Source organism: Microbacterium sp. CSI-V, assembly GCF_001984105.1.
GTDB lineage: Bacteria > Actinomycetota > Actinomycetes > Actinomycetales > Microbacteriaceae > Microbacterium.
The window spans coordinates 265,492-278,516 of the sequence record NZ_MTQM01000006.1 but is presented as its reverse complement, the minus strand read 5'-3'; the positions used below and the strand labels follow the sequence as shown (position 1 = coordinate 278,516).

Genomic DNA, 13,025 nt, shown 5'->3' with positions numbered 1-13,025 from the left:
CACGGACAGGAGCGATATGAAGATCACTGGCCTTGGCCACGCGGGAATGTTCATCGAGACCGCGGGCGGCAGCATCCTCTGCGACCCCGTGATCGGTCCGAGCTTCTTCGGCTCGTGGTTCCCGTTCCCCGACAACCGCGCGCTCGATTGGGAGCGCTTCGGCAGGGCCGACTTCCTCTACATCTCGCACCGCCACCGCGATCACTTCGACCCGGCGATGCTCCAGCGCTACGTCTCGAAGGACATCCGGGTCCTGCTCCCCGAGTACCCGACCGATGACCTCGAGCAGGACCTCATCGCCCTCGGCTACACGAACCTCGTCCGCACCGAAGCGGGTGTGCCGCTGCAGTTCGGCGACCTGAAGCTCATGGTCACCCCGCTCCGCGCGCCCTCCGACGGCCCGATCGGGGACTCCTCCTTGTCGCTGGACGACGGCACCGCCAGCATCCTGAACCAGAACGACTCGCACCCGCTCGACCTGGAGACGCTGTTCGACTTCGGCAAGCCCGACGCGTACTTCACCCAGGTCTCCGGCGCGATCTGGTGGCCCATGGTCTACGACCTGCCCCAGGACGCCAAGCAGAACTTCGCGCAGCTCAAGCGCGACGCGCAGAACAAGCGTGCGATGTACTACATCGAGAAGGTGGATGCCGCGCACGTCTTCCCCATGGCGGGTCCGCCGATGTTCCTGCGCGAGGCACTGTTCCGCTACAACGGCACGGGCCTCGACAACGACTCGATCTTCACGGACCAGCGCGAGTTCCTCGCGCATATGAAGGAGCAGCGGCCCGAGCAGAACGGGTACCTGTTCCTCCCCGGCACCGAGGTCGAGGTGCGGGGATCCGACGTCACCGTGACCCAGACCCTGTACACGGATGCCGAGATCGACCGGATCTTCGGCGACAAGTGGGACTACCTCGCCGAGCAGCGCGACAGCCGCCAGGCCGAGATTCAGGCGGAAGAGGCATCCCGTGCCGAGATCATCCCGCCGGCCGAGATGCTCGCGGCGCTGAAGGAGTGGTGGGAGCCGCTGCTGCGGCGCGCCCGCACGATCCGCAACGGCGTGGGCGGCGTGGTGCGGTTCCGCATCGGCGAGCTCGACATGGTCGTGGACTTCCCGAAGGCGAAGCTCCGCGAGTACGCCGGCGAGGAGTGCATCTACTGGTACACGATCCCCGCCGACCTCGTGTCGACGAACATCCGCGATCACGAGATCGACTGGTCGAACTCGATCTTCCTGTCGATGCAGTTCGAGGTGGGCCGTTCGGGCAAGTTCAACGAGTTCCTCACGACGTTCCTGAAGTGCCTGTCGCGCGACCGCATCGAGTACGTCGAGAACTGGTACGCCGAGCAGTCCGACCAGACCGAGGATGCCGAGATCGACGGCTGGACCGTCCAGCGCCGGTGCCCGCACCTGCGTGCCGACCTCACCAAGACCGGCAAGATCGAGGATGGCGTCCTCACCTGCTCGCTGCACGACTGGAAGTGGGACCTCGCCTCCGGCCGCTGCCTGACGACGACGGGTCACCCGATCCGTTCGACGCCGAGCGGCGAGCGCGCCGCGGCCGCCGCCGCCGAGGTCGCCGCGGGCTGAGCGCCCAGGCCCGCGGGCAACGCAGACGCGAGCGGAGGAGATTTCGCCGGGGGAGGACCGCATCCGTGGCATCCGTCCTCCGCCCGCCGTATCTCCTCCCGTCCCGCCCGGCGCTCGCTCGCCCGCCTCGGCGCACCCCCTCCTGCACAGCACGGGGCGCCCGGCATCCGTCATCCACACCCGCTACACTCGACTCAGAACCACGGCAACCTTTAACCCCGTCCCGTGAGGCGGAGAAGGGAGCGGCGGATGAGTACGCGCACCGTCATGCACGATGCCGACATCGCCCGCGCTTTGACGCGAATCTCGCACGAGATCCTGGAGTCCAACAAAGGACCGGAAGGACTCGTCCTCCTCGGGATCCCGACGCGCGGTGTCACCCTCGCCGAGCGCATCGCCCCGCTGATCAGCGAGTTCGGGGGAGCAGCCGTTCCGGTCGGCGCCCTCGACGTCACGATGTACCGCGACGATCTGCACCGCAATCCGACGCGCGCGCCCCAGACGACCCGCATCCCCGCGGGCGGCATCGACGGCAGAGTCGTCGTGCTGATCGACGACGTGCTGTTCTCGGGTCGCAGCATCCGCGCCGCCCTCGATGCCCTGCAGGACATCGGGCGCCCCGCCGCCGTGCGGCTCGCGACGCTCATCGATCGCGGCCACCGCGAGCTGCCGATCCGCCCCGACTTCGTGGGCAAGAACCTCCCGTCGGCGCGCGACGAGCGCGTGAACGTGCGCCTCGCCGAGGTCGACGGCATCGAGGAAGTGACGATCGAGTCATGAGGCACCTGCTCGATACGCGCGACCTCACCCGCGCGGAGGCGCTCGAGATCCTCGACGTCGCCGAAGACATGGCCGACACGCAGCGGCGAGAGGTCAAGAAGCTCCCGACGCTCCGCGGCAAGACCGTGGTGAACCTCTTCTTCGAGGACTCCACGCGCACGCGCATCTCGTTCGAGGCGGCAGCGAAGCGTCTCTCCGCCGACGTCATCAACTTCTCGGCGAAGGGCTCGAGCGTCAGCAAGGGCGAGTCGCTGCAGGACACCGCGCAGACCCTGCAGGCGATGGGGGCGGATGCCGTCGTCATCCGCCACGGCGCCTCCGGCGCCCCGCGCACCCTCGCCACGTCCGGGTGGATCACCGCGGGAGTGGTGAATGCCGGGGACGGCACGCACGCCCACCCCACGCAAGCGCTGCTGGACGCGTTCACCATCCGCAAGCGCCTGTTCGGCGCGGACAGCCGCGGGCGCGGGCTCGACGGCATCCGGGTGACGATCGTCGGCGACGTGCTGCACTCGCGCGTCGCACGCTCGAACGTGTGGCTGCTGCACACCCTGGGCGCGCACGTCACGCTCGTCGCGCCGCCGACGCTCGTGCCGCAGGACGTCAGCGGGTGGCCCGTCGAGGTGGATTACGACCTGGACCGTGCGATCGCCGCGGGTCCCGACGCGCTCATGATGCTCCGCATCCAGCTCGAACGCATGAATGCCGCGTATTTCCCGACTGAACGGGAGTATTCCCGCCGCTACGGCCTCGACGCGCGGCGCTTGGACGCCCTGCCGGACGGTAGCATCGTTCTACACCCGGGCCCCATGAATCGCGGCCTGGAGATCTCCGCCGAAGCCGCCGACTCGCCGCGCTCGACGGTTCTCGAGCAAGTGGCGAACGGCGTCTCCGTGCGCATGGCCGTGCTGTACCTGCTGCTGGCGGGCGCGCGGACCGACTCCGAGAAAGAGGACCTTCGATGAGCCACGCCCCCTCCCACACCCTGCTGGTGCGCGGCGCGCGGATCGAGGGTCAGGATGCCACCGACCTGCTCGTCCGCGACGGCGTGATCGCCGAGACGGGCACCGGACTCTCGCACGCCGGTGCCACGGTCGTGGATGCCGACGGCCTCATCGCCCTGCCCGGACTCGTCGACCTGCACGTGCACCTGCGCGAGCCCGGGTACGAGGCCTCCGAGACCGTCGCCACCGGCTCCCGCGCCGCGGCGGCCGGCGGCTTCACGACCGTCTTCGCGATGCCGAACACCTCGCCGGTCGCCGACACCGCCGGCGTCGTCGAGCAGGAGCTCGCGCTGGGCGAGGCCGCGGGCTTCGTGCACGTGCAGCCGATCGGTGCGGTCACGGTCGGGCAGAAGGGCGAGCGACTTGCCGAGCTGGGCGCGATGGCCGACTCGCGCGCCCGCGTCCGCGTCTTCAGCGACGACGGCTTCTGCGTCTTCGACCCGCTCATCATGCGGCGGGCGCTGGAGTACGTGAAGGCCTTCGACGGCGTGATCGCGCAGCACGCGCAGGACCCGCGACTCACCGAGGGCGCGCAGATGAACGAGGGCGCCGTCTCGGCGGAGCTCGGGCTCACCGGCTGGCCGGCCGTCGCCGAGGAGTCGATCATCGCCCGCGACGTGCTGCTCGCGGAGCACGTGGGCTCGCGCCTGCACGTGTGCCACCTGTCGACGGCGGGATCGGTCGACATCATCCGCTGGGCCAAGAAGCGCGGCGTGAACGTCACCGCCGAGGTCACCCCGCACCACCTGCTGCTGACCGACGAACTCGTGCGCGACTACGACGCGCGTTTCAAGGTGAACCCGCCGCTCCGCCGCGAGGAAGACGTTCTCGCCGTGCGCGAGGGTCTCGCGGACGGCACGATCGACATCGTCGCGACCGACCACGCGCCGCACCCCGCCGAGGCGAAGTCGTGCGAGTGGGCGGCCGCGGCGAACGGCATGGTGGGCCTCGAGAGCGCGCTGCGCGTCGTCCACGAGGCCATGGTCTCGACCGGCCTCCTCGAGTGGAGCGACGTCGCCCGCGTGATGTCGCGCACGCCCGCCCGCATCGGCCGCCTCGACGGGCACGGCACTCCGCTCACGGAGGGTCGGCCCGCGAGCTTCACGCTCTACGACCCCCGGCCCGCGCGGACCTTCGGGCTCGGCGACCTCCGCGGGCGCAGCAAGAACTCGCCGTACCTCGGCCGCGAACTGCCCGGCGAGGTCCGCTGGACCGTTCGTTCCGGCATCCCCACCGTCGTCGACGGCGCGGTGCTCGATGCTCCGGGCGTGCTCTCGTGAGCCGCGAAGGCGCACTGCTGGTCGTGGCCGCGGTGGCCGTGGTCCTGCTCGCGGTGCTCGCGGTGGCGTGGCTCCGACGAACGCGGCGCGATGCGCGCTACTCCGCCCCGGTGGGAGAGCTTCCCGACGGCGCCGTGGAGACGGGCGTGTTCCCGGGGCTCTACGTCGCGACCACGCGTCACGGCGAGCCCCTCGAACGCCTCGCGATCCGCGGCCTCGGGTTCCGCTCCCGCGTGGACGTCACGGTCACCTCGGCCGGGATCGCCCTCGACCTGCCGGGCCAGCCCCGCATCGCGCTCACCCGTGACCGCCTCGTCGACGCGGCTCAGGCGACCGTCGCGATCGACCGTGTCGTCGAGCGCGACGGCCTGACGCGCGTCAGCTGGCGCATCGACGACGACACCGTCGTCGACACCTACCTCCGACCCCAGGATGCCTCGGCCCGATCCCTCGCCGACGCCATCCGTCCGCTCATCACGACAGGAAGCGACGCATGACCGCCCTGATCTCCCCTCCGCGCCTCTCGCGCGAACCCGCCGTCCTGGTACTGGAAGACGGCACCCGTTACCCCGGCCGCGCCTACGGCGCCCGCGGCGAGACCTTCGGCGAGGTCGTCTTCGCCACCGGCATGACCGGGTACCAGGAGACGCTCACCGACCCGTCCTACGCCGGCCAGATCGTGCTGCAGACCGCTCCGCACATCGGAAACACCGGTGTGAACGACGAAGACCCCGAGTCCCGCCGCATCTGGGTGGCCGGCTACATCGTGCGCGACCCCTCGCGCGTCGTGTCGAACTGGCGCGCCAACCGCTCCCTCGACGACGCGCTCGAAGACGACGGGATCGTCGGCATCTCCGGCATCGACACCCGCGCGCTGACGCGCCGCATCCGTTCCTCCGGCAGCATGCGCGGCGGCGTCTTCTCCGGCGACGCGGTGAACCTCGACGAGGACGAGCAGCTGCGCCGCGTGCTCGCCGCGCCCGGGATGGCCGGCCGGAACCTCTCGGCCGAGGTGTCGGTCACCGAGGTCGAGATCACCCTCGCGACCGCCGAGCGCATCGGCAACCTCGCCGTGCTCGACCTCGGCGTGAAGCAGTCCACGATCGACAACCTGGCCGCGCGCGGGTTCGACGTGCACGTCTTCCCGCAGTCCGCGTCGATCGACGAGATCCGCGCGATCGAGCCGGTCGCGGCGTTCTACTCCAACGGCCCCGGCGACCCGGCCGCGAGCGACCAGCACGTCGAGCTGCTGCGCGCCGTGCTCGACGAAGGCCTGCCCTTCTTCGGCATCTGCTTCGGCAACCAGCTGCTCGGCCGCGCCCTCGGCTTCGGCACCTACAAGCTGCCGTTCGGTCACCGCGGCATCAACCAGCCGGTGCTCGACAAGACCACGGGTCGCGTCGAGATCACCTCGCAGAACCACGGCTTCGCCGTCGAGGCGCCGCTGGACGCGGTCGTCGACAGCCCCCACGGCTACGGCCGCGTCGAGGTGAGCCACATCGGCCTCAACGACAACGTGGTCGAGGGCCTGCGCGCCCTCGACATCCCGGCGTTCAGCGTGCAGTACCACCCCGAGGCCGCCGCCGGACCCCACGACGCCAACTACCTGTTCGACCGCTTCCGCGACATGGTGCTCGCAACTCAGGAGACGAAGAAGAATGCCTAAGCGCGACGACATCCGCTCCGTCCTCGTCATCGGCTCCGGCCCGATCGTCATCGGTCAGGCCTGCGAGTTCGACTACTCCGGCACCCAGGCGTGCCGCGTCCTCCGCGAGGAGGGCGTGCGCGTGATCCTCGTCAACTCCAACCCGGCGACGATCATGACCGACCCCGACTTCGCCGACGCGACGTACATCGAGCCGATCACCCCCGAGGTGATCGAGACGATCATCGCGAAGGAGAAGCCGGATGCCATCCTCCCCACGCTCGGCGGCCAGACGGCGCTGAACGCGGCCATGGCCCTCCACGACCGCGGCATCCTGGTCAAGTACGGGGTGGAGCTCATCGGCGCCAAGGTCGACGCCATCCGCAAGGGCGAGGACCGCCAGATCTTCAAGGAGCTCGTCATCGAGTCGGGCGCCGACGTCGCCGACTCCGTGATCTGCCACTCGATGGAGGATCTGCTCGCCGGGGCCGAGAAGCTCGGCTACCCGCTGGTCGTGCGTCCCTCCTTCACCATGGGCGGCCTCGGATCGGGCTTCGCGTACGACGAGAACGACCTCCGCCGTATCGGCGGCGCGGGTCTGCACGACTCGCCGACGCACGAGGTCCTGCTCGAGGAGTCGATCCTCGGGTGGAAGGAGTACGAACTCGAGCTCATGCGCGACACCCACGACAACACCGTGGTGGTCTGCTCGATCGAGAACGTCGACCCCGTGGGTGTGCACACCGGCGACTCGATCACCGTCGCCCCCGCGCTGACCCTCACCGACCGCGAGTACCAGAAGATGCGCAACATCGGCATCGACATCATCCGTGCCGTGGGCGTCGACACCGGTGGCTGCAACATCCAGTTCGCGGTCGACCCGGCCACGGGGCGCATCATCGTCATCGAGATGAACCCGCGCGTGTCGCGCTCCTCGGCGCTCGCGTCGAAGGCCACGGGCTTCCCGATCGCGAAGATCGCCGCGAAGCTCGCGATCGGCTACCGCCTCGACGAGATCCCCAACGACATCACCAAGGTGACCCCGGCGAGCTTCGAGCCCACGCTCGACTACGTCGTGGTGAAGGTGCCGCGGTTCAACTTCGAGAAGTTCCCCGCCGCCGACACGGCCCTCACCACCACCATGAAGTCGGTGGGCGAGGCGATGGCGATCGGCCGCAACTACACCACGGCGCTGCAGAAGGCGCTGCGCTCGCTCGAGAAGCGCGGCTCCAGCTTCCACTGGGGCGAGGAGTCGCGGTCGGTCGAGGAGCTCCTCGAGATCTCGAAGACGCCGACCGACGGGCGCATCGTCGTGCTGCAGCAGGCGCTGCGCCTGGGCGCCACGCCCGAGCAGGCGTTCGACGCGACCGCGATGGACCCGTGGTTCATCGACCAGATCGTGCTCATCAACGAGGTCGCCGAGATCATCCGCGCGGCCGGCGAGCTGGATGCCGACACCCTCCGCCTCGCCAAGGAGCATGGCTTCAGCGACGCCCAGATCGCGCAGATCCGCGGGCTCGACGAGGCCGAGGTGCGCGGCATCCGGTATGCGCTGGACGTGCGCCCGGTCTACAAGACGGTCGACACGTGCGCGGGGGAGTTCCCGGCGCTCACGCCGTACCACTACTCCAGCTACGACTGGGAGACCGAGGTCACCCCGTCCGACCGCACCAAGGTCGTCATCATCGGTTCGGGCCCCAACCGCATCGGCCAGGGCGTCGAGTTCGACTACTCGTGCGTGCACGCGTCGTTCGCGCTGTCGGATGCCGGGTACGAGACGATCATGGTCAACTGCAACCCCGAGACCGTGTCGACCGACTACGACACGAGCGACCGCCTGTACTTCGAGCCCCTCACGCTCGAGGACGTGCTCGAGGTGCTGCACGCCGAGAGCCGCTCCGGCGAGATCCTCGGCGTCGTCTGCCAGCTCGGCGGACAGACGCCCCTCGGCCTGGCCAAGGGCATCGAGGCCGCCGGGTACACCATCCTCGGCACCAGCCCCGAGGCGATCGACCTCGCCGAGGAGCGCGAGCTCTTCTCGCGCCTGCTCGACGACGCCGGGCTCGTCGCTCCGCGCAACGGCACCGCGATCGACGTCGAGGGCGCGGTCACGGTCGCCGAGGAGATCGGCTACCCGGTGCTGGTGCGGCCGAGCTTCGTGCTCGGCGGCCGCGGCATGGAGATCGTGTACTCGACCGAAGCGCTGCGCGACTACTTCGTCCGCGTCGCCGACCAGGCCATCATCGGCCCCGGGCTCCCGCTCCTGGTCGACCGCTTCCTCGACGACGCGATCGAGCTCGACGTCGACGCGCTGTACGACGGCACCGACCTGTACATCGGCGGGGTCATGGAGCACCTCGAGGAGGCCGGCATCCACTCCGGCGACTCGTCCTGCACCCTCCCGCCGGTGTCGCTCGGCCGCACCGAGGTCGACCGCGTCCGCGAGGCGACGCTCGCGATCGCGAAGGGCGTCGGCGTCCGCGGGCTCCTGAACGTGCAGTTCGCGATCTCCGCCGGCGTGCTCTACGTGATCGAGGCGAACCCCCGCGCCAGCCGCACCGTGCCGTTCGTGTCCAAGGCGCTCGGCATCCCGCTGGCCAAGGCCGCGAGCCGCATCATGGCCGGCAGCACCGTCGCCGAGCTCATCGCCGAGGGCCTGCTGCCCGAGAGCGACGGTTCGCGCGTGCCGCTGGACGCCCCCGTCGCCGTCAAGGAGGCCGTCCTGCCGTTCAAGCGGTTCCGCACCGCCGACGGCCGCACGGTCGACTCGGTGCTCGGCCCCGAGATGCGTTCGACCGGCGAGGTCATGGGCATCGACCGCGACTTCCCGACCGCGTTCGCGAAGTCGCAGGAGGCCGCATACGGCGGCATGCCGACCTCGGGCACGGTGTTCATCTCCGTCGCCGACGCCGACAAGCGCGCCGTGATCCTGCCCGCCCACCGCCTGCAGGAGCTCGGCTTCGAGCTCATGGCCACCGAGGGGACGGCCGAGATCCTCGCCCGCAACGGCATCCGCGTCCAGGTCGTCGAGAAGTACTCCGAGACGCAGGGCTCCGGTCAGCAGAACGTCGTCGACCTCATCAACGACGGCAAGATCGACATGATCGTCAACACCCCGAGCGGGGGCACGGCACGCGCCGACGGATACGAGATCCGCGCCGCAGCCGTGGCCGCCGACAAGGCGCTGTTCACGACCATGGCCGTGCTCGGCGCCGCCGTGAGCGCCCTCGGCGCGATGAAGGACGGCTTCGAGGTCCGCAGCCTCCAGGAGTACGCCGTCGACCGCGCGGGTCGCCTGTGAGCGAGACGTTCGGGCAGCGGCTGGCGACAGCCCTCCAGACCCACGGCGCCCTGTGCGTCGGCATCGACCCCCACGCCGCGCTGCTGTCAGCGTGGGGGCTGGATGCCACGCCCGACGGCGCACGCACCTTCGGCCTCCGCGTGGTCGAGGCGGCCGCAGGACGCGTCGGCGTCGTGAAGCCGCAGGTGGCGTTCTACGAGCGCTACGGCTCGAAGGGCTTCGCCGCGCTCGAAGACGTGATGGCCGCGGCGCGCGCCGCGGGACTCATCGTGATCGCCGACGCCAAGCGCGGCGACATCGGCACCACGATGGAGGGCTACGCCCACGCCTGGCTCGAGCCCGGATCGCCCCTGGAAGCGGATGCCGTGACCCTGACGCCCTACCTCGGCGCCGACTCGCTGCGCGAGACGCTGTCGCTGGCGGTGCACCACGGCAAGGGCGCTTTCGTTCTGACCGCGACGAGCAACCCCGAGGCCCGGGCGGTGCAGAGCGCCGTCGTCGACGACGCGCTGGCCGTGGGCGACCACGAACACGTCGCCGCCCGCGTGGCGCACGACGTGAACCAGGCGAACATCGGCGCACCCGGGGCCCTGGGCCCCGTGGGTGTCGTCGTCGGCGCCACCGTCGATCGCGCGGCCTTCGGCCTGGGCGACATCGCGCTGGCCGGTATGCCGATCCTCGCCCCGGGGTTCGGGGCGCAGGGCGCCGATCCCGCCGACCTCCACCGCCTCTTCGGCTACGTCGCCAAAGCCGTCGTCGCCAACGAGAGCCGCAGCGTGCTCGCCGTCGGTCCGGCCCGGCTCGCGGAGCGCATCGAGACGCGCGCCGATCTGTACCGGGAGGCCCTGCATGGCTGACTCGCGTCGTCCCCCCGAAGTCGACCGGGCGGCGGCCTCCCGCCGCGCCGTCGCCGCGCGCCGCGAACGCGCCGCCCTCAAGCGCGACGTCTCCACGCGCGTGATCACCCCGCAGGAGCTCCTGCGTCGCGGACTCGCCGACCCGCTGTCGGCGGCCGGTGCCATGCGGGTGACCGAGTTCCTCACGGCGATCCCCGCGATCGGCGAGAGCAAGCGGGACCGCATCCTGACCTCCCTCGGGATCTCGCCGGTGAAGCGTCTCGGCGGTCTCGGCTCGCGCCAGCGCGACGCGCTCCGCGACTACCTCGACGCCCGCTGGCCCGAGCCGGGTCCGCGCGAGGGTCGCAGCCGTCTCGTGGTGCTCGCCGGTCCGACGGCCGTCGGCAAGGGCACGGTCGCGGCGCACATCAAGGAGCACTTCCCCGAGATCCACCTGTCGGTCTCGGCCACGACCCGTGCGCCGCGCCCCGGCGAGGTCGACGGCGAGCACTACTACTTCGTCGACGACGCCGAGTTCGATCGGCTCATCGCGGCGGGAGAGCTGCTGGAGTGGGCGACGGTGCACAACGCCCACCGCTACGGCACGCCCCGCGAGCCCATCGACCGCGTCCTGGCGGCCGGTGGCACGGCTCTGCTCGAGATCGATCTGCAGGGCGCCCGCCAGGTGCGCGCCGCCGATCCGTCCGCCACGCTGGTGTTCCTGCTCCCGCCGAGCTGGGACGAACTCGTCCAGCGCCTCGTGGGCCGGGGGACCGAGGATGCCGAGGAACGGGCGCGGCGCCTCCGCACCGCACGCACCGAACTCGCCGCGCAGAACGAGTTCGACTACCGGGTCGTCAACGACGAGGTCGCGCGCGCCGCGGCCGAGGTCGTGGCCCTCGCCGCACGTCGCCCCGACGTCGGATAGAATACGAGGATGCTTCGGCGCCGACGGGCGCCGCATCCACCCCATCCCGCCGAACCAGGAGGTTCCCCATGGCCGGACGTGACAAGGGCATCATCGACCCGCCCATCGACGCGCTGCTCGACAAGGTCGACTCCAAGTACCAGCTCGTGATCTACGCGTCCAAGCGCGCGCGCCAGATCAACGACTACTACTCCGACCTTCACGAGGGCAACCTCTTCGACAATGTGGGCCCGCTCGTCGACTCCACCGTCGAGGACAAGCCGCTGACGATCGCGCTGCACGAGATCCACGAGGACAAGCTGCGCCTCAAGGCTGCGGAGTAATCCACAGCCGACGCATCTCGTGATCTGTTCACAGATGTGACGATGCCCCGGGCGGCTGTCCGCCGTCCGGGGCATACTTGTGCCCGTCCCCAGCCCGAAACCGACCGGGAGTCGTCTTGACCGACCTGCGCCTGTTCACGTCCGAGTCCGTCACGGAAGGACACCCCGACAAGATCTGCGACCAGATCTCCGACAGCATCCTGGATGCCATCCTCACCGAGGACCCGTCCGGACGCGTCGCCGTCGAGACCCTCGTGACCACCGGCCTGGTGCACGTCGCGGGTGAGGTCTCCACGAGCGCATATGTCGAGATCCCCGCGATCGTGCGCGACGTCGTCAACCGCATCGGGTACACCTCCAGCGAGACCGGCTTCGACGGCGACTCGTGCGGCGTCAGCGTGTCGATCGGCGCGCAGTCGTCCGACATCGCCGCCGGCGTGAACAAGGCGTTCGAGCAGCGCGAGCGCGGCTCGATCGATCCGCGCGACCTGCAGGGCGCGGGCGACCAGGGCATCATGTTCGGTTTCGCCACCAACGAGACGCCCCAGCTCATGCCGATGGCCGCGTGGACGGCTCACCGCATCGCCGAGCGCCTGGCCTCCGTCCGGAAAGACGGCACGCTGCCGTTCCTGCGTCCCGACGGGAAGACCCAGGTCACCCTGGGCTACGACGGCCACACGCCGCGGACGGTCGACTCCGTCGTGCTCTCGACGCAGCACCACCCCGACATCTCGCAGGAGGAGTTGCGCGCGCTCGTGCAGGCCGAGGTCATCGACCCGGTGCTGCGCGACACCGGTCTCGACCTGCCCGACGTGCAGTACTACATCAACCCGGCCGGCCCGTTCGTGATCGGCGGCCCCAAGGGCGACGCCGGCCTCACCGGCCGCAAGATCATCATCGACACCTACGGCGGGGCCTCGCGTCACGGCGGCGGAGCCTTCAGCGGCAAGGATCCGTCCAAGGTCGACCGCTCGGCGGCCTACGCCATGCGCTGGGTCGCGAAGAACGCCGTCGCGGCGGGCCTGGCCGACCGCCTCGAGGTGCAGGTCGCGTACGCGATCGGCAAGGCGAACCCGGTGGGGCTGTACGTCGAGTCGTTCGGCACGGCGCACGTCGCCGACGAGACGATCGTGAACGCCATCCGCGAGGTGTTCGACCTGCGCCCGAAGGCGATCATCGACCAGCTCGACCTGCTGCGCCCGATCTACGCGCAGACCGCGGCGTACGGTCACTTCGGCCGCGAACTGCCCGACTTCACGTGGGAGCGCACCGACCGCTTGGACCCGCTGCGCACCGCCGCCGGTCTCTGACGTGGGGGCGCCCGCGCCGGGCGT

Annotated in this window: 11 protein-coding genes; all 11 read left to right on the top strand. The window is 70.3% G+C overall.

Going from position 1 to position 13,025, the window contains the following annotated elements:
- Positions 1 to 16 precede the first annotated feature (16 nt).
- Positions 17 to 1,594, top strand: a complete 1,578-nt coding sequence (locus CSIV_RS03900) for a Rieske 2Fe-2S domain-containing protein (RefSeq protein WP_077050100.1) — start codon at positions 17 to 19, stop codon at positions 1,592 to 1,594.
- A 249-nt stretch (positions 1,595 to 1,843) separates the two neighbouring features.
- On the top strand, positions 1,844 to 2,374 hold the full coding sequence (gene pyrR / locus CSIV_RS03895) for a bifunctional pyr operon transcriptional regulator/uracil phosphoribosyltransferase PyrR (protein WP_077050099.1): 531 nt from the start codon (positions 1,844 to 1,846) through the stop codon (positions 2,372 to 2,374).
- Positions 2,371 to 3,339: an aspartate carbamoyltransferase catalytic subunit gene (locus tag CSIV_RS03890; protein WP_077050098.1), complete on the top strand. Its 969-nt coding sequence runs from the start codon at positions 2,371 to 2,373 to the stop codon at positions 3,337 to 3,339. The genes pyrR and CSIV_RS03890 overlap by 4 nt, the downstream gene beginning before the upstream one ends.
- Positions 3,336 to 4,658, top strand: a complete 1,323-nt coding sequence (locus CSIV_RS03885; RefSeq protein ID WP_077050097.1) for a dihydroorotase — start codon at positions 3,336 to 3,338, stop codon at positions 4,656 to 4,658. The genes CSIV_RS03890 and CSIV_RS03885 overlap by 4 nt, the downstream gene beginning before the upstream one ends.
- Complete coding sequence (locus tag CSIV_RS03880) at positions 4,655 to 5,155, top strand: PH-like domain-containing protein (protein ID WP_077050096.1); 501 nt, start codon at positions 4,655 to 4,657, stop codon at positions 5,153 to 5,155. Before CSIV_RS03885 ends, CSIV_RS03880 begins: the two co-directional genes overlap by 4 nt.
- A complete protein-coding gene (gene carA, locus CSIV_RS03875) occupies positions 5,152 to 6,324 on the top strand; it encodes a glutamine-hydrolyzing carbamoyl-phosphate synthase small subunit (protein ID WP_077050095.1) in 1,173 nt (390 codons plus the stop codon). Before CSIV_RS03880 ends, carA begins: the two co-directional genes overlap by 4 nt.
- Entirely contained in the window at positions 6,317 to 9,604 is a 3,288-nt protein-coding gene (gene carB, locus CSIV_RS03870; RefSeq protein WP_077050094.1) for a carbamoyl-phosphate synthase large subunit, read from the top strand. Before carA ends, carB begins: the two co-directional genes overlap by 8 nt.
- Positions 9,601 to 10,461 (top strand): orotidine-5'-phosphate decarboxylase, encoded by an 861-nt coding sequence (gene pyrF / locus CSIV_RS03865; protein WP_077050093.1) that lies wholly within the window; start codon positions 9,601 to 9,603, stop codon positions 10,459 to 10,461. Before carB ends, pyrF begins: the two co-directional genes overlap by 4 nt.
- Positions 10,454 to 11,368, top strand: coding sequence for a guanylate kinase (gene gmk / locus CSIV_RS03860; protein ID WP_077050092.1), 915 nt, complete (start codon positions 10,454 to 10,456; stop codon positions 11,366 to 11,368). The genes pyrF and gmk overlap by 8 nt, the downstream gene beginning before the upstream one ends.
- Before the next feature lie 68 nt (positions 11,369 to 11,436).
- The gene (rpoZ, locus tag CSIV_RS03855) at positions 11,437 to 11,691 is read left to right on the top strand and encodes a DNA-directed RNA polymerase subunit omega (RefSeq protein ID WP_076490512.1); all 255 of its coding nucleotides are present in this window, start codon (positions 11,437 to 11,439) and stop codon (positions 11,689 to 11,691) included.
- Between the two features lie 116 nt (positions 11,692 to 11,807).
- Positions 11,808 to 13,001: a methionine adenosyltransferase gene (gene metK / locus CSIV_RS03850; protein ID WP_077050091.1), complete on the top strand. Its 1,194-nt coding sequence runs from the start codon at positions 11,808 to 11,810 to the stop codon at positions 12,999 to 13,001.
- Positions 13,002 to 13,025 lie beyond the last annotated feature (24 nt).

Excerpts from the sequence above, each read along its gene's own strand:
- gmk (WP_077050092.1), top strand. The coding sequence starts at position 10,454 with ATGGCTGACTCGCGTCGTCCCCCCGAAGTCGACCGGGCGGCGGCCTCC.
- pyrR (WP_077050099.1), top strand. The coding sequence starts at position 1,844 with ATGAGTACGCGCACCGTCATGCACGATGCCGACATCGCCCGCGCTTTG.
- carA (WP_077050095.1), top strand. The coding sequence starts at position 5,152 with ATGACCGCCCTGATCTCCCCTCCGCGCCTCTCGCGCGAACCCGCCGTC.
- rpoZ (WP_076490512.1), top strand. The coding sequence starts at position 11,437 with ATGGCCGGACGTGACAAGGGCATCATCGACCCGCCCATCGACGCGCTG.
- carB (WP_077050094.1), top strand. The coding sequence starts at position 6,317 with ATGCCTAAGCGCGACGACATCCGCTCCGTCCTCGTCATCGGCTCCGGC.
- CSIV_RS03885 (WP_077050097.1), top strand. The coding sequence starts at position 3,336 with ATGAGCCACGCCCCCTCCCACACCCTGCTGGTGCGCGGCGCGCGGATC.
- CSIV_RS03900 (WP_077050100.1), top strand. The coding sequence starts at position 17 with ATGAAGATCACTGGCCTTGGCCACGCGGGAATGTTCATCGAGACCGCG.
- CSIV_RS03890 (WP_077050098.1), top strand. The coding sequence starts at position 2,371 with ATGAGGCACCTGCTCGATACGCGCGACCTCACCCGCGCGGAGGCGCTC.